Source organism: Natrinema soli (genome assembly GCF_028618695.1).
Window position 1 is genome coordinate 1 of sequence record NZ_JAQIVI010000471.1, and the last position, 15,590, is coordinate 15,590.

At 64.3% G+C, this 15,590-nt stretch carries 16 protein-coding genes; 6 read left to right on the forward strand and 10 right to left on the reverse strand.

Annotation, left to right across the window (positions count from 1 at the left end):
- Together ileS and PGX04_RS24335 are read right to left on the reverse strand one after the other, a co-directional pair.
- Positions 1–2,520: isoleucine--tRNA ligase (gene ileS / locus PGX04_RS24330; protein ID WP_273740864.1), on the reverse strand; the 2,520-nt coding region annotated here is incomplete at its 3' end.
- Positions 2,521–2,616: 96 nt separating this feature from the next.
- The gene (locus tag PGX04_RS24335) at positions 2,617–2,847 is read right to left on the reverse strand and encodes a DUF8151 family protein (protein WP_273740865.1); all 231 of its coding nucleotides are present in this window, start codon (positions 2,845–2,847) and stop codon (positions 2,617–2,619) included.
- A gap of 119 nt (positions 2,848–2,966) precedes the next feature.
- Here PGX04_RS24335 and PGX04_RS24340 point away from each other — a divergent pair, with 119 nt between their 5' ends.
- From PGX04_RS24340 to PGX04_RS24350, 3 genes are all read left to right on the forward strand, one after another.
- Positions 2,967–3,689, forward strand: coding sequence for a uracil-DNA glycosylase (locus tag PGX04_RS24340; RefSeq protein WP_273740866.1), 723 nt, complete (start codon positions 2,967–2,969; stop codon positions 3,687–3,689).
- A gap of 131 nt (positions 3,690–3,820) precedes the next feature.
- Positions 3,821–4,240, forward strand: a complete 420-nt coding sequence (locus tag PGX04_RS24345) for an HIT family protein (protein ID WP_273740867.1) — start codon at positions 3,821–3,823, stop codon at positions 4,238–4,240.
- A gap of 63 nt (positions 4,241–4,303) precedes the next feature.
- Positions 4,304–4,531 carry a hypothetical protein gene (locus PGX04_RS24350; RefSeq protein WP_273740868.1) on the forward strand — a complete coding sequence of 76 codons (228 nt, stop codon included), beginning with the start codon at positions 4,304–4,306 and terminating at the stop codon, positions 4,529–4,531.
- Between the two features lie 247 nt (positions 4,532–4,778).
- Here PGX04_RS24350 and PGX04_RS24355 read toward each other — a convergent pair whose 3' ends face one another.
- Complete coding sequence (locus PGX04_RS24355; RefSeq protein WP_273740879.1) at positions 4,779–5,807, reverse strand: A24 family peptidase C-terminal domain-containing protein; 1,029 nt, start codon at positions 5,805–5,807, stop codon at positions 4,779–4,781.
- A gap of 191 nt (positions 5,808–5,998) precedes the next feature.
- Between PGX04_RS24355 and PGX04_RS24360 the strand changes: the two genes are divergently transcribed.
- On the forward strand, positions 5,999–6,511 hold the full coding sequence (locus tag PGX04_RS24360; RefSeq protein ID WP_273740869.1) for an HPP family protein: 513 nt from the start codon (positions 5,999–6,001) through the stop codon (positions 6,509–6,511).
- A 54-nt stretch (positions 6,512–6,565) separates the two neighbouring features.
- Here the strand turns inward: PGX04_RS24360 and PGX04_RS24365 are convergent, their stop codons facing one another.
- The 5 genes from PGX04_RS24365 to PGX04_RS24385 form a co-directional block, all read right to left on the reverse strand.
- Positions 6,566–7,012: an arsenate-mycothiol transferase ArsC gene (locus PGX04_RS24365; protein ID WP_273740870.1), complete on the reverse strand. Its 447-nt coding sequence runs from the start codon at positions 7,010–7,012 to the stop codon at positions 6,566–6,568.
- Positions 7,013–7,066: 54 nt separating this feature from the next.
- Positions 7,067–8,227 carry an ACR3 family arsenite efflux transporter gene (gene arsB / locus PGX04_RS24370; RefSeq protein WP_273740871.1) on the reverse strand — a complete coding sequence of 387 codons (1,161 nt, stop codon included), beginning with the start codon at positions 8,225–8,227 and terminating at the stop codon, positions 7,067–7,069.
- Positions 8,220–8,618, reverse strand: coding sequence for an ArsR/SmtB family transcription factor (locus PGX04_RS24375; protein WP_273740872.1), 399 nt, complete (start codon positions 8,616–8,618; stop codon positions 8,220–8,222). The genes arsB and PGX04_RS24375 overlap by 8 nt, the downstream gene beginning before the upstream one ends.
- Positions 8,619–9,057: 439 nt before the next feature.
- Positions 9,058–9,447 (reverse strand): ferredoxin Fer, encoded by a 390-nt coding sequence (gene fer, locus PGX04_RS24380; protein WP_273740873.1) that lies wholly within the window; start codon positions 9,445–9,447, stop codon positions 9,058–9,060.
- Between the two features lie 422 nt (positions 9,448–9,869).
- The gene (locus tag PGX04_RS24385) at positions 9,870–11,051 is read right to left on the reverse strand and encodes an inorganic phosphate transporter (protein ID WP_273740874.1); all 1,182 of its coding nucleotides are present in this window, start codon (positions 11,049–11,051) and stop codon (positions 9,870–9,872) included.
- A gap of 362 nt (positions 11,052–11,413) precedes the next feature.
- Between PGX04_RS24385 and PGX04_RS24390 the strand changes: the two genes are divergently transcribed.
- Positions 11,414–11,983 carry a hypothetical protein gene (locus tag PGX04_RS24390; protein WP_273740875.1) on the forward strand — a complete coding sequence of 190 codons (570 nt, stop codon included), beginning with the start codon at positions 11,414–11,416 and terminating at the stop codon, positions 11,981–11,983.
- A gap of 84 nt (positions 11,984–12,067) precedes the next feature.
- Here the strand turns inward: PGX04_RS24390 and PGX04_RS24395 are convergent, their stop codons facing one another.
- Positions 12,068–13,231, reverse strand: coding sequence for an inorganic phosphate transporter (locus tag PGX04_RS24395; RefSeq protein WP_273740876.1), 1,164 nt, complete (start codon positions 13,229–13,231; stop codon positions 12,068–12,070).
- 162 nt (positions 13,232–13,393) lie between these two features.
- The gene (locus tag PGX04_RS24400; protein WP_273740877.1) at positions 13,394–15,253 is read right to left on the reverse strand and encodes an SLC13 family permease; all 1,860 of its coding nucleotides are present in this window, start codon (positions 15,251–15,253) and stop codon (positions 13,394–13,396) included.
- 118 nt (positions 15,254–15,371) lie between these two features.
- Here PGX04_RS24400 and PGX04_RS24405 point away from each other — a divergent pair.
- A partial coding sequence (locus PGX04_RS24405) for a HisA/HisF-related TIM barrel protein (protein ID WP_273740878.1) occupies positions 15,372–15,590 on the forward strand: 219 nt, incomplete at its 3' end.

The following is a 15,590-nucleotide window of genomic DNA, read 5'->3' on the forward strand; positions in this document are numbered from 1 at the left end:
AACCGGCCAGCGCAGCTTTCGCCCGGCCTGCTGGCGCGCGTTCGCGCCGGCCTCCTCGATCGCGCGGAGGAGGGCGACGTCCTCCTCGAGCTGTTCGTCCTGCCGGTACTCGTCGACCGCGGGCCAGTCCTCCATGTGGACCGTGGGGTGACCGTCGTCGCCGGTGAGCGTCCCGTAAATCTCCTCGCTGATGAAGGGAGCGTAGGGCGCGAGCAGGGCGACGCTCTCCCGGAGCACCCGATAGATCGTCGCGTACGCGGCCGTCTTCGAGGCGCTGTCCGCTTCGTCCCACATGCGCTCGCGGACCGCCTGCACGTAGAATCGCGAGACGTCTTCAACGACGAACTCGAGGAGCGCGTCGACCGCCCTGTCCTGACGGAACTCCTCGAGGTGGTCGGTCATCTCGGCCTTCGTGGACTGCAGCCGGGCGAGCACCCACTCATCGATCAGCTCGAGGTCCGAATCCACGTCCTCAAGCGCGGTTGCTTGCGGATCAAACTCGTCCAGCCGCATGTACGGCAGCGGGAACCGGAAGACGTTCCACAGCGTCCGGAGGTGGTTCTCCATCGTCTGCATCCCGTCCCAGTCGAAGCGCATGTCCTCGCCCTGCGGGTTGTTCGACAGCAGGAACAGCCGCATGGTATCCCGGCCGTGGCGGTCGATCGCCTCGTGGGGGTCGATCAGGATGTCCTTGGACTTGCTCATCGCGCGACCGTCGGGCATGAGCGCGTGGCCGTGCATCAGCACCTGCTCGTAGGGGCTCTCGCCGAGCGCGGCGGTGCCCATCCCCAGCTGGGACCAGAACCAGCCTCGAGTCTGGTCGTGGGCCTCGAGGATGAGGTCGGCGGGCCAGAGCTCGTCGAATTTGCTGTCGTCCGAGGGGTAGTTCAGCGTGCCCCACGACGCGACGGAGGAGTCGAGCCAGACGTCGAACACGTCAGGGACGCGCGTATAGGTAGTGTCCCCATCGGTGATCGTCAGGTCGTCGACCGTGTCCTTGTGGAGGTCGACCGCCTCGGGATCGACGTCCTGATCGACGCGCTCGGCGAGTTCCTCGCGCGTGGAGACGACGATCATGTCTTCGTCGTCGTCCCGGTCTTCCGGGGTCCAGATCGGGAGTGGAATTCCCCAGTAGCGCTGCCGCGAGACGTTCCAGTCCGGTGCCTCCTCGACGAAGTCGCGGAACCGGTTGTCGCGGGCCCACTCGGGGTGCCACTCGCTGTCCTCGATATTCTCGAGGAGGTCCTCTTTGATGTCGGTGATCGTGATGAACCACTGGTCGGTGACGATCTGAAGGATCCCCGTGTCACACCGCCAGCAGTGGCCGTAACTGTGCCGAACGGTGCCGGAGGCGAGCAGCGCGCCCTCGTCCTCGAGGTCAGCCGTAATCTCGTCGTCCGCGTCCTTGACGAACTGACCCTCGTATTTGCCCGCTTCCGCGGTGTAGGCGCCGTCGCCGCCGACCGGACAGAAGATCGGAAAGCCGAGTTCGCGGCCGCGCTCGAAGTCCACCTCACCGTGGCCGGGCGCGGAGTGAACCAGCCCGGTGCCGTCGCCGTCGGTGTCGACGTAGTCGGCCGCGTAGACCTCGAGCGCACCCTCGTGGTCCGGGTGATCGGGCACCTCGTCGGACAGGGGGTGCTCGTAGGACCAGCCGAGCAGCTCCTCGCCGGAGCGCTCCTCGACGACCTCGTAGTCCTCGTAGCGGCCCTCGCGCAGGACTTCCTCGTGTTTCGCTTCGGCGAGATAGAGCAGTTCTTCCTCGCCGTCTCGCTCCGCGCGAACGCCGACGTAGTCGCCGTCCTCGTCGACCGCGACGAAGGTGTTCGCCGGGACCGTCCACGGAGTCGTCGTCCAGATGACGAGCGACCCCTCTCGCTCGGCGAGGTCGAACTTCACGTAGATCGAGGGGTCCTCGACGTCCTCGTACTCGACCTCGTTGTTCGCGATGGCGGTCTCACAGCGCGGACACTGCGAGATGGAGCGGTGCCCCTTCTCGACGAGGCCGCGATCGGCGGCGTTCGAGAAGCCCCACCAGGCCGCCTCCATGTACTCCGGCTCGACCGTTCGGTAGGGATCGTCCCAGTCCATCCAGACGCCGAAGTCCTGAAAGTCAGACTGGAGCCCCTCGAGCTGTTCGTCGGCGTAGTCCTTGCACTCCTGGATGAAGTTCTCCTCGCCGAACTCCTCGATGTCCTTCTTGTTCTCGAAGCCCAGTCGCTCCTCGACGCGGGTCTCGATGGGGAGCCCGTGCATGTCGTAGCCCGGCCGATCGGTGACGTCGTACCCCTGCATTCGCAGGAAGCGGATGTAGACGTCTTTCAGCGACTTGTTCCACGTGGTTCCCATGTGCGCCGATCCCGACGTGTACGGCGGGCCGTCGACGAAGAAGTAGGACTCGCCGTCCGATCGATGCTCGACCGTCCGCTCGTAGGCGTCGACGTCGTCCCAGTACTCGAAGACCCGCTGCTCGAGTTCGTGTGGGTCGTACTGGTCGTCGACCTCGCCGAACCTGCTCATACCCGACCTAATCGCTTCCGACAGTAAAGAGGAATCGATATTGCAGGTCGCTCGCGTCACCGGCACCTCGAGAAACCGAACGCTGTCAGTGGCTGCTCAGATGTACTGTGAGAGGACCTTCTGATAACCCAGACCGTACACACCCGCATAAAGCATGACGCCGCCGAGGAGGGCCATCCACATCGCGATCATCGCTTCGCCGCCTCCGAGGTGCTGGAGGCTCGCCTGTTCGACGAGAATGCCACCAACTGTCAACACACCGGCGACGACGGTGTAGACGACTAGTAAGAGTGATTCAACGAGTAGTTCCGGATCGAGCGTTGGCATTACCACTCTTCTACCCATCCACTCAAGGTAAATCTGTTCCCTCGCGCGCGACGCGACCCGGTCGACGTTGGGATGGCGCGGACCGACTCCCATATATCGTCTCGGACGTATCTCAGTATGTGCCCGCGACCGACCCCGATACCGACGCCGGACCGGACGCCGAACCCGATTCGGCGACCGCAGAATCTCCGGTCTATCCGAACGATCGTAACGTCCTCGAGTCCGACTGCACCCGCTGTCCGGCACTCGTCGAGTCGCGCGAGTGCATCTCGTGGGGAACCGGAAATCTCGACGCCGACATCGTGGTCGTCGGCGAAGCGCCGGGATACGGCAACCCCGACGCCGACCGCTGGCGGGGCGGCAACTGGACCGGCAAGGCCTACACCTCGAGACACTCCGGTCGGCGCATCCGTCAGATGGTCGACGAGATCGGCGACGGCGACGATGCCTACTTCACGAACGCGGTGAAGTGTTTTCCCGCCGAACCCGACGATCCGACGAGCAATCGCGAACCCACCCCCGAGGAGCGCGCGAACTGTCGGACTCATCTCCTGACCGAGCTCGAGGAGGTCGATCCGACGGTCGTCCTCGCGACGGGGAAGCACGCGACGAAGACCGTGTTAGCGGCCGAAGAGCAGACGCTCGAGGGATTCATCGACAGCGTGCTCGAGCCGGTGCGCTGTGAGCGACTCGACGTGTGGCTCCTGCCGATCCTGCATCCCTCCTATCAGGACGTCTGGATCGGCCGGCTGGGCTACGAGCCCGAAGAGTACCTCGAGGCGATCGGCGAGACGCTCGACGAACTGTGCGGGTCGTCCGACAGCGATAGCGGGCAGCGGTAGTGCGAAAACGGACCGTTGGACCGCGGACTCGAGTCGAACGACCGGTTTCATCGGCTGGCGTCCGATCGAAACTGGCAATCGGTTCGGACAGTCGGGTAACCTTCATACGACGAGACGACACACACTCGCACATGAGTACGATCTTCAGCCAGATCGTGGAGGGAGAAATTCCTGCGCGAGTCGTGTACGAAGACGAGACGACGATGGCCTTCCTCGACGCCAACCCGCTGGCCCCGGGTCACACGCTGGTGATCCCCAAAGACGAGTACGAGCGATTGAACGACGTCCCCGAGGACGTCGCCGCTGACCTCTACGCGACGATCCATCGCATGGTTCCCGCCGTCGAGGAGAGCGTCGACGCCGACGCGACCACCGTCGCGTTCAACAACGGTGAGGAAGCCGGACAGGAGGTTCCCCACGTCCACTGCCACATCGTCCCCCGCTTCGAGGGCGACGGCGGCGGCCCCATTCACGCCATGTTCGGCGGCCCGGCCGACCTCGAGGACGACGAACTCGACGACATCGCCGACGAGATCGAGTCTCGAGCCTGAATCGATCGGGGCGGTCTCGACGGTGCCGTGACGTTTTTACTCTCCGCGCGGTGAGCCTCGCGTATGACCATCGCCGGCATCGTCGCCCAGTTGCGCGCTCACCCCGTCGCCACGGTCCTCGAGCTCGGCAGCGTCCTCGTCTGTTGTCTGCTGTTCGCGGGAACGTTCGTCCTCCTCTCGAGTGGCGTGCCGACTGGCAGGGGCGATCCGTGGCTGGCGCTGATCGGTGTCGGTGTCGCGTTCGTCCTCTTCTGGACGGTCCTCGTCCCGCTCTATGAGCGAACGTTGTAGAGGGCTCGTAGCAGCAGTCGCGACTGTGGCTTCGGTCTCCAGAGAGGCGAGAGTCTGGTTAGAATAAGCGTCCTGCTATCGTGGCAACACGGAGGAGCCACGCCCTCCCCAGCCGATTCACTCGGTCACTGCGTTCCCTCGTTCATCCCTCGCACGGCATCGAGCCGCGGTTCACCATTGGTTCACCGCGGCACAGCGCGCGCCACCGCACATCGAGTGGTTAGTCGAGAGCGAGACAGGTCTTTCGTTAGAACAGCGTTCCCAACAACAAATCGCCGTAGACCAGTGCGATCACCAACCCGGCGAACACCGGGACGAGAAACGGCGTTCCCGGCGAGATCCAGACCGTCTCTTCGGTCGCGAGCACCTCGAGCCCCTCACGTAGCGTCTCCGGCGTCGTTCCATAGGCCGAGCCGTCGATATCGTCCAGAAACGCGTCGGCACCCCACGGGTCGTCGTACTCGGGCGCTTCCGAGTCCGCCACGGGTTCAGGGACCGCGTCGTCGGCGTCCGCCTCGAGTGTCCCACCGTCACTGCGGGGCTGTACGGTCGCAGTCACAGCCCCGTCGGTCGGCGGATTCGTCTCGGCCGGCAGCGTCGACGGATCGCGATACCGGTCAGGGTCATCGCGCAGGTCGGCCAGTGAGAGCCCCCGCCAGCGGAGGTACATCCGGAGCGCGTCGAGGTCGAGGCCGCCTCGAGAGAGTCCCGCCGGCGTCTCGAGCAGGCGGCCGTGAGTCTCCGGAATCCGATCCCAGGAGACGGGCCAGCCGACGAACATGACCGGTGCGATCCGACCCGCGGCGGCGTTGCGGATCGCGAGGGCGAGCGGCAGTGCGATCCCCACCAGAACGGCGTTCGTCAGGATCGTAAACGAGAACGTGCCGATGGCAGTCGTCTCGGCGAGCGGGAACGTCACCGGCCCCAGCGCGTACTCGGGAAAGGTCGGAAAGAGGACGGCCAACACGAGCAGGGCCTTCGCGTCGGCACCGCCGAAGCCGCCGAACCACCAGAACAGGTAGGCGATCGGGACGACCAGTCCCAGACTGATCGCCGTCGGAATCAGGAACTCGTAGGTCCACGCCTCCCCGCCGGCGCTCCAGGCGAGCCAGCCCTCCCAGCCCAGCAACGCGGCCCCGAGCAGGGAGAGGGGGATCCAGACGGTACTCGAGACGCGTCTGGTCTCGATGTCGCGGTAGGCGGTCCAGGCGAAGACGGGAACGGCGAGGAGTCGGAGGAGATCCGGAGCCGTCCCGATGGCACCAGCGAACGTCACGACCATCCATCCGAAGCGCGGTGCCGTTACGTTTTCGGCCCGTCCGGAATCCGTCATCGCGACTCGATCCGCGCTCGAGCGCATCGAACCGGAGCTGACGGTAGTCGCGGTCGTGTTCGAAACGGCACTTCTGCGGGGGATAATCCGATGAAAAGTGAACGTCTATCCGTTTGCACTGATAAGCACCGCGCATGAGGGAAGGCGCGGCGTTTTCGACCCTGTACGTCGGCGTGCTGCTCGCGGTTCCGGGGCTACTCGCCTGGATAACGGGGCAGGCGTTTATCTTTCCGAGTTTAGGGCCCTCCGCCTTTCTGTTAGCGACGGTTCGAGAGAGCGAGGTCACCGCGCCTCGGCGGGTGATCGGCGGGCACGGTATCGGCGTCGTGGCCGGACTGATCGCGTATCACGCTATCGCGCCCGATCTCGGCGTGAGCGTCACCACGGCTGCGCCGGTGCTCGCGACCGCACAGCTTCGATTCGTCGCCAGCGGCGTGGTCGCCGTCGTGCTCACCTCGGGGGGAATGCTCGCGACCGAGACGGTCCATCCGCCCGCCTGTGCGACGACGCTGATCGTCTCGCTCGGACTCCTCTCGTCGATCGTCGACGGCGTGCTCATCATGCTCGCCGTCGTCGTCCTCGTCGCCGCGCACAAGCTCGTGATGCACGGGCGGTCGTTCGATGACTACGTTCCGCTCGGGCAGTGACGGAGGCGGTCCCCGTCGAATTCCAGTGGCGACCGAACGGGTCACACCGAGACTCTAGGGCGCGTCGCTGAACTCGTCGAACAATGCTGCGACTCGCCGCTCGATCTCGTCGCGGATCTCTTGCACCCGCTCGAGGTCGCGACCGTCGGGATCGTCGAGCGCCCAGTCGCGGACCGCCACGTCCGTGCCGACGTCGCCGACCTCGAGCGTCGAACAGCCCATCGTCGCGACGTAGTCACACGACCGAAGTTCGTCGATCGTGATCTCGCGGGGCGTTCGGTCGGCGAGGTCGAAGCCGGCGTCGGCCATCACTTCGATCACTTCCTCGTGGACCTCGTCGGCGGGATGGGTGCCGCCGGTCAGGATTTCGACGCGTTCCTCGAGGCCGCGTCGGGCGCGTTCGCGCTCGGCGAACGCGGTCGACATCTGGGAGCGGCCGGCGTTCTGGACGCACATGAAGGCGATACGAATCGGCTCGTCCGACGTGGAGTTGGGTGTCATGATCGTGGTCGATGTGGGCGGTAGTTGTCAGTGAGTGTCGGCTATCAGTGGATATCAATCGTCGGTGTGCGAGTCGGGTATCGTCATCTCGAGGCCGCCGCTGTCGGATCCGCCCCAGTTCAACCGTCGCTGGAAGTACAGCGCGACGTTGACCAGCGCGAGTAACACTGGAACTTCGATAAGCGGGCCGACGACGGTCGCGAAGGCGACCCCGGAGCCGACGCCGAACACCGCCACGGCGACGGCGATGGCCAGTTCGAAGTTGTTCGAGGCCGCCGTGAAGCCGATCGCGGTCGTGGTCGAGTAGTCGGCACCGATCCCGCGACCCATGCCGAAGCTCACGAAGAACATGACGACGAAGTAAATCGTCAGCGGGACGGCGATCAGGAGGACGTCGCCCGGTGCGGCGACGATAGTCTCGCCCTGCGTGGCGAACATCACGACGATGGTAAACAGGAGCGCGACGAGCGTCAGCGGATCGATCCTCGGCACGAACGACTCGTCGTACCACTCCTCGCCTCTGGTCCGGGTTCCGACGTACCGCGTGAGAAAGCCGCCGGCGAAGGGAATCCCGAGGAAGATCACGATAGCTTCGAACACCTGCACGGGCGAGACGTCGAAGGTCGTGATCCCGGCGACGAGCGTCTCCATGCCCAGCAGCGGGGGCAAGAAGAGCCCGAAGAACCAGACGTAGACGCCGTAGGTGACGATCTGGAAGAGGCTGTTGAACGCGACCAGTCCGGTCACGTACTCGGTCGACCCCTCCGCGAGTTCGTTCCAGACGAGCACCATCGCGATACACCGGGCCATCCCGATGAAGACGAGTCCGAGGAAGTACTCGGGGCGGGCCGGCAGGCCGGGTACGAGCCCGCTGAAGAAGACGACCGCCAGCCCGAACATCAGGGTCGGGCCGATGAGCCAGTTCTGGACGAGGCTCAGGCCGAGCACCCGCCAGTTTCGGAAGACCGTCGGGAGCCGCGAGTAGTTCGCCTTCGCCAGCGGCGGGTACATCATCGCTACGAGCCCGATCTCTACGAGGTGGAGATCCTGGATCGGTTCGGTCACCGACGGCGCGGCGTAACCGAGTCCGACGCCGACGGCCATCGCCGCGAAGATCCACACGGTCAGATACTTGTCCAGGAAATCCATCGACCGCGGATCGCCGCAGCTCTCACAGCCGCAGTCCGGTCCGTGCTCGCGGACCGTATTACTCATAGTCCACGCTGCCCTCGAGGACGGTCACGAGAGCCACCGCCCGATTCGTCGCTCGATACTTCTTCCAGCGCCCCTCCTTCCGGCCGTCGACGAGCCCCGCATCGACGAGCTGCGAGAGAGCGTGGCTAAGCCCGCTCTCGGTCACGTCGACGACCGCGTGTAACTCGCAGACGCACAGCTCCGTATCGGCCGCGACGAGAACTCGAACCAGCGTGTACCGCGTCTCGTTCGCCAGCGCCGAGAGCACGTCCAGTTCGGCGTCGACCCGCTCCGAGCCGATCGCCGCTTCGAGCGTCTCGAGTTCGTCGAGTCGCCGATCGACGTCCTCGTCGCGGCAGGCCTCGAGTTCGTCCTCGAGATATCGTTGTAATCGATCCGTCGCTTGTGACATCAGCAGATAGTTGTGAATCAGTTCAAGTAATAGTTCCGGTTAGGATTTGTATGGACGATATAGAGCATTACATGCAGTTTTATGGTTATTTCCATAATACGGTTGAGCAGGCATTCAATCTACTGGGAGGGCGATCCACCGAATTCAGCACGGTCACCAAACAGTACCCGAACCGAAACGGAGGGACCAAAGCGCCCCATCGCTCGAGGAGTACAGAGAACGAGCGAACGGCGGGCCGCCGTCGTTCGGATCGGATGACAGAACGGCGGATCTGGAGCGATAGTAGCCACTGACAGTCACTGTACACCAGACCGCACAATCCCCTCGCGATCGGTATAAACCGTTTTAATGGGGCCATAGACGGGCAATACGGCTCGGAAAGCGAATGAAAATAGCCCCGAAGACGGGGAACGGTCGAACGCCGACCGCCGGCTGTGGTCTAAATGACGCGGTTCTGCAGGTAGTCGAGGTGCTTGGCGTTGTAGACGATCTTGACCTCGTCGGTCTCGGCGGATCCGATACAGGTCAGGCGGACGTCCTTCTCCTCGACCTCCTCGTCGGAGAGGATCTGCTGCATGTCCATGTCGATCTCGCCTTCGAAGACGATCGCCGCGCAGTTCGCACAGGCACCGGCTCGGCACGAGAACGGCCAGTCGTAGCCCTGCGCTTCGGCCGCCTCGAGGATGTATTCGCCCTCGGCGACGTCGAGCGTGCCGTAATCCTCCTCGTCGAGGCCGGCATCGGCGGCCTCGCCGAAGAGGTCGTCGTCGTCCATGTCCCAGCCCTGATCGTCCAGTACTTCGTAATTGAGGTATTCTACCGTGGGCATCACTCTGCGGTTCGAGGGCCGCATTGGTATAGCTTGCTGTTCAGTCCTAAATTGTCTTTGAGTCAGAATTGACCAATTCGAAGGAAAGAATGCGGTGATTCTATACAAGATCAGTGATCGAACGGGAGACAAAAAAGAAATGTCCGAACGTATTTCCACGACCGGTGCGTTTGTTGCCGGATTAGAAACCGACGTCACTCGTCCTGACACCGGTCCATGGACCCGCGAGGAGTCGCTCGAGGCCACCGCTACCCAGTCGTGGCAGTCTACCGGCTCACGCTCCGTCGCGATTCGGCGATAGTATCCGGATAGCAGGCCAGTCCGACGATCACCATCACGAGTCGAAACGGAAAGACGAATGGCACGGCGCGACGGGGTCGGGTTACCGGTCCGTCAGCGATCGACCACTGGGATCCGAGCGCTCAAAAGCCAAATATCGGGACGAACCGGAACGTGAGATAGGCGCCGATCGTCGAGATCGCTGGGACGACGTTCTGCATGAGAATCACGCGGGCGGTCGTCGAGGGGTCGAACAGATCCGACGCCTGCGGGATGTCCTCGGGTTCCTCCTCGCCGATCTGGGGGGAGCGTTCGCCCTCCTCCTCGGCGGTCAGCGCACCGACCGAGACGCGCGTTTCCTCGCCGGCTCTGACTCCCGACAGGGTCGTCGTTCGGGTGGCTCGTCCCCAGCCCAGCCCGACGATGCTCATCGTCGCGATGACGACGAAGCTCGCGGGAATGCCGATCCACGAGAGGCTGACGACGATCCCCGAACTGATGACGGCGACGACGATCGCCGCGGTCAGCGGCAGGTTCGTGATGTCGCTGCCGAGCGTATCGAGGGTGCGGCGAGCGATCGTAAAGGAGCCGACCGCGACCGCCGCACAGCCGATCAGGATCAGCGGCACCATGCCGACGTCGCCGGTACCGTAGATCGGCGCGATCGCGTTGGCGATGTTGCTCGTTCCCGATGCGAAGCCCATCAAACAGCCGATACCGACGACGACCATCGCACCCGTGATTTCCCGACGAGTGGCGTCAGCCCCGAACCGGAGCCGCGGGGCGAGCCCCGATCGGTCGATCGTGACCATCGGCGGCCCCTCCTGCGTCCCTTCGATGGCGACCCACTCGTTGATCCGGGGGTAGAAGTACCGCCCGACGACGCCGGCGACCCAGAAGCCGGTGATCGGAGCCACGACCCACCAGATGACGATCTCGCCCAGCACCTCGAGGTCGAGTTCACCGGTCGCCATTCCCAGCGCGGCGATCGCTCCGACCGCGGTCATCGACGTCGAGGCGGGGACGCCTGCGTAGTTGCCGACGAACAGCGCGCCGCCGATGAAGAAGAGGACGGCGACGTTCGAGCGCATCGTGAAGATCGACGTGTCGGTAACGAGGTCCTTGCCGAGGGTGTTAACGACCTGTGGACCGATAGTGTAGGCCCCGACGAAGAAGAAAATCGACATCAGTCCGGCTGCCATCACCTTCGTGATCACGTTTGCACCGACGGCCGGCCCGAACGCAGGCCCGGTCGTCGAGCCACCGATGTTGAACCCGACGAAGATGGCGACGAGAATCCCAACGATCAGCAGTACTTCCGGCACGTTTAGTAGTCATGCGATCCGACCCTAAAAACGCGTTTATTCGCGTCAGTGTCGGAGAGCCGCCAGTTAGTACCCGCTCGCTCGAGAGTCCGAACGAGGGTCCGCCCGAATTTCGTCTCAATACCTGACGAATACGCTACTCGAGCCGGCTCGAGGCGAAGCAATCGGAGCGAAAGTGCCGCCGGTAACGGTGGTTCGTCTCGACCGCGATCCCAAAGGACTTCATCGAATCGGACCGTGTCGGACAGTATCATGTCGTCACGCGCGTACTCATTTCAGTCGGACGGCGATCCGAAGGACGGACGACGTTCCTCGCGGTCGGAGAGCACGTCGATCGATGCGTTCGCGACTGTCGGTCGGCTATGAGACCGGCGCGCATCGACGCGATCATCGACCTCGCGTACGGCGGGTTGATTCTGCTCGCGGTCGTCCTCATCGCGACGCTCGATATTCGGGTCGGGCTGACGTTCGGGCTGGGAGTCTTCGCTTCGTACGTACTCCACGTCGTCTGGAAGATGGCCCGGTTCGATCCCGACTGGATGACGTCGACCGTGCAGGAAACCGTCGAGAAATCGGTCGAGGAAACTGTCGGAGAGACCGTCGAGAAGTCGGTCGAGGAAACCGTCGATAAGACTGTCGGCGAGACTGTCGAACAAACCGTCAGTGAGACCGTTGAGGAGACGGTAGACAAGACAGTCGGTGAAACTGTCGAGAAAACGGTGAGCGAGACGGTCGAGGAAACGGTCGATAAGACCGTCGGTGAGACGGTCGAGGAAACCGTCGAAGAGACGGTTGGCGATCAACTCGAGGAGGTACAGGCGAAAGTCGACACCGTCGACGAGCGCGTCGACCGCCGGCCGCGAGAGGACGAAGTCGAGGAGCTGCTCGAAGAATCGGCCGACAGCGATCAGGACGACCGTACTGAGGACTGACCGGTTCCGAGGCTGCCATCGGAACGAGAACGCGAGCGATCAGCGGCGACCGACGATCGAGAGCAGAATAACCGCTGTCGGGGCTCAAACAAACGGGACCACGACGAAGAAGCCGTAGGCGAGGATCGTCGACATCGACGGGCCGATGATCCACATCGAGACGTACTTCATGATGGCCCGCGGGTTGAAGAGATCGCCCGCGTTCAGGACCTCTTCGGGCTCTTCCTCGCCGATCCGCGTGATCGGGGCCTCGGGCTCTGCCTTCAGTGCACCCATCGACATCTCCGCGTCGACCTCCCCGCGAACGGCGTCTCGAGCCGTGACGGGACGGGTCGCTCGTCCCCAGCCGAGGCCGACGATCGTCATCACGGAGGCCATCACGAGGCTGATCGGAATCCCGGCCGCCGAGAGCAGGGTCGTGATCGTCGAGGCGGTTATCATGACGATCAGCGCCGCCAGTAACGGGATATCGCTGAGTTCGCTGCCGACGGACTCCATCGTCCGGCGGGCGATGGTGAAGCCGCCGATCCCGATCGCGACGGTTGCGATGATAATCGCGCTATCGGCCCCGAGCGCGCCGCTGCTGACCAGCGGCGCGACGGCGTTCGGGACGTTGCTCGCACCGGCGCTGAACGCCATGTAACAGCCGATGACGAGAACGACGATCGTCCCGACGAGTTCCTGACTGGTCGTGTTCGGTCCGAGGCCGATCGACGGGACCGAGCCGTTTCGCTCGAGGGTGAGCAACGGCCCCTCGGTCGCAGAGATCTCGAACCGTCGATTGAGTTCCGGGTAGATGTACCGGCCGACGAACGCGCCGATCCAGAGAGCGAGGATCGGCGTGACGATCCACCACGAAATGATCCAGCCGATCGTCTCGAAATTAATTGTCCCCGTCGCCAGCCCCAGTCCGGCGATCGCCCCGACGGTCGTCATCGACGTCGGGACGGGGACGCCGAAGACGTTCGCGATGAGGATTCCGAAGCCGATGAAAAAGAGGACGGCGACGCCCGCACCGAGGGAGATTTCGATCGTGATGATGTCGCCGCTGAGCGTGTCCATCACGTTCCGGCCGACGGTCCAGCCGCCGAGAAAGACGAAGAACGTCATCAACCCGGCCGCCGTGGTCTTCCGAAGGAGTCCCGCCCCCACGGCGGGTCCCCACGCGATTCCGGTCGATGAGCCGCCGATATTGAATCCGACAAAAATCGAGGCGACGATACCCACCAGCAGAACGGTTTCGACCATCCACCGGTAGTACAGGGATGCTCCTGAAAGAAGTACTGAAACCGGCCACAGCGATAGCGGCGCGCTACTGCAATCCGGCGACACCGTCGCGCGGCTATCGGCGCGACCGCCTCGGTCGACGGTTCGGCTGACGGCTCGCGTCACGACAGTCGGCCGGCCCACTCACACTCCCCAGAAGACCGCGATTCCGAGGACGGTCACGAGAGACAACACCAGCTGGAGCGGCGCGCCGATCCGAGCGTAGTCGCCGAACCGGTAGCCGCCGGGGCCGTAGACGAACAGATTCGTCTGGTAGCCGATCGGGCCCAGAAACGCGGTGCTCGCGGCGAAGGTCACCGCGAGCACGAACGCGAACGGGTTCGCACCGATCCCCGTGGCCGCCGCTGCCGCAACGGGAATCAGGAGGACGACGCTGGCGTTGTTGCTGATAACGTTGGTCAGCAGCGCCGTGAGCAGGTAGAACAACCAGAGGACCACGATTTCGGGGAGCGGTCCCGCGGCCTCGACGACCGCGAACGCGAGCAGCGCCGCCCCGCCGCTCTCCTCGAGTGCGATCCCCAGCGGGATCACGCCCGCCAGCAGAAAGATGATATCCCACTCGACGGCGTCGTAGAGTTCGTTGGGCTCGAGCACGCCCGTGACGACCATCGCGACGACGCCCGCGAGCGCGGAGATGAGGATCGGGTAGAGCTCGAGGGCGGCGACGACGACGACGCCGAGCATGATGGCGACGGCGATCGGCACCTTCTCCGTGCGGTAGTCGGGTCGAGGGGGTTCGCGGGCGACGATCACGTCGTCCCCGCGGGCGAGTCGGTCGAGCGCGTCCGGCGGTGCCTGAACGAGCAGCGTGTCGCCGACGGCGAGACGTTTGCCGACGATGCGCTCCCCGACGAGTTCGCCCCGACTCCGCAACCCGAGTACGGCGGCGTCGAACTCCTCGCGGAACCACTCCGGATCGAGGCGCTCGCCCACGAGTTGCGAATCGAGCGAGACGACCAGTTCCGTGAGCACGCCGTCGGCCGCTGCCATGTGGTCCGTGGCTTCGTTCGGACGGCCGACCGGTTCGACACCGTTAGCATCCTCGAGGGCCGTGATCGCGTCGCGGTCGGTCCGGACGACGAGGACGTCGCCCTCCTCGAGAGCGGTCCCCTGTCGCGGTGCGATCGACCGTTCCTCGTCGCGGACGACTTGCACCACGTCGATGTCGGGGCCGAGCATTGCGGTCGCGTCGCGGACCGTCCCGCCCGCGAGCGGGGAGCCCGGGACGACCGCGACGTCGGCGATGTAGTCCCCGACCGCGTACTCCTCGAGATAGTCGGCCCGCGGGAGGACTCGCTCGGGTAAGAGATAGTGACCGACGAAGATCAAGTACAGCGAGCCGACGACGACGACGATTGCGCCCAGTTGCGTGAACTCGAACATCGAGAACCGGTGGAGTTCGGGATACTCGGAACCGAGGCGGGCGCTGATATCGCTCGCGAGGATGTTGGTGGAGGTGCCGATGAGCGTGAGCATGCCGCCCAGCTGCGAGGCGTAGGAGAGGGGAATGAGCAGCTTCGACGGCGACGTGTTCCCCCGGTTCGCGACGTCGGTAACGACCGGCACCAGTAGCGCGACGACCGGCGTGTTGTTCAGAAAGCCGGAGACGGGACTGGTCGCTGCGACGGTCGCGAACACCTGCTTTCGAGTGCTTTCGCCCGCGAACGCGGCCATCCGGCGACCCAGTTCCTGAACGATTCCGGTCCGGCTGATGCCGCCGCTCAGGATCAGCATGGCCAGCACGGTGATCGTCGCCTCGTTCGCAAAGCCCGAGATGCCGGTCTCGGGATCGACGCCGGTCCAAGGCTCGAGCACGACCAACACGACGATCAGCAAGATCGCGGTCACGTCGATCGGCAGGCGTTCGGTGAGAAAGAGGACGAGCGCGAGGACGACGACGCCGAACACGACGAGCATATCGGTCGTCACGTCAGATCGGGGCACAGTCGCTTGTGCGAGGAAATCGCACGCCGACAGCGGCATGAGACGAGCCACACCGACCACACATGTAATAATTCTGTTGGAAATAGGAACAGTGTCGCGGCGATGGTCGTTCGGCGAAACCGTCGCCTTTACTCGCGCCGGCCTCGCTCACTCGAGTATGAACAGCGACGACGCGGGCGGCGAGTTCGAGGATTTCGAGGTGATTCCGGCGGTCGACATTCAGGACGGCGAAGTCGTTCAGCTCGTCCAGGGGGAACGCGGCACGGAGAAGACCTACGGCGATCCCGTCGAGGCGGCCCGGCGGTGGATCAACGCCGGCGCGGGAACGCTGCACCTCGTCGACCTCGACGGCGCGTTCGAGGGCGAGCGGCGGAAT

Excerpts from the sequence above, each read along its gene's own strand:
- PGX04_RS24350 (WP_273740868.1), top strand. The coding sequence starts at position 4,304 with ATGACCATCGCCGGCATCGTCGCCCAGTTGCGCGCTCACCCCGTCGCC.
- arsB (WP_273740871.1), bottom strand. The coding sequence starts at position 8,227 with ATGAGTAATACGGTCCGCGAGCACGGACCGGACTGCGGCTGTGAGAGC.
- PGX04_RS24365 (WP_273740870.1), bottom strand. The coding sequence starts at position 7,012 with ATGACACCCAACTCCACGTCGGACGAGCCGATTCGTATCGCCTTCATG.
- PGX04_RS24345 (WP_273740867.1), top strand. The coding sequence starts at position 3,821 with ATGAGTACGATCTTCAGCCAGATCGTGGAGGGAGAAATTCCTGCGCGA.
- PGX04_RS24375 (WP_273740872.1), bottom strand. The coding sequence starts at position 8,618 with ATGTCACAAGCGACGGATCGATTACAACGATATCTCGAGGACGAACTC.
- PGX04_RS24390 (WP_273740875.1), top strand. The coding sequence starts at position 11,414 with ATGAGACCGGCGCGCATCGACGCGATCATCGACCTCGCGTACGGCGGG.
- PGX04_RS24360 (WP_273740869.1), top strand. The coding sequence starts at position 5,999 with ATGAGGGAAGGCGCGGCGTTTTCGACCCTGTACGTCGGCGTGCTGCTC.
- PGX04_RS24400 (WP_273740877.1), bottom strand. The coding sequence starts at position 15,253 with ATGCCGCTGTCGGCGTGCGATTTCCTCGCACAAGCGACTGTGCCCCGA.
- PGX04_RS24335 (WP_273740865.1), bottom strand. The coding sequence starts at position 2,847 with ATGCCAACGCTCGATCCGGAACTACTCGTTGAATCACTCTTACTAGTC.
- PGX04_RS24395 (WP_273740876.1), bottom strand. The coding sequence starts at position 13,231 with ATGGTCGAAACCGTTCTGCTGGTGGGTATCGTCGCCTCGATTTTTGTC.
- fer (WP_273740873.1), bottom strand. The coding sequence starts at position 9,447 with ATGCCCACGGTAGAATACCTCAATTACGAAGTACTGGACGATCAGGGC.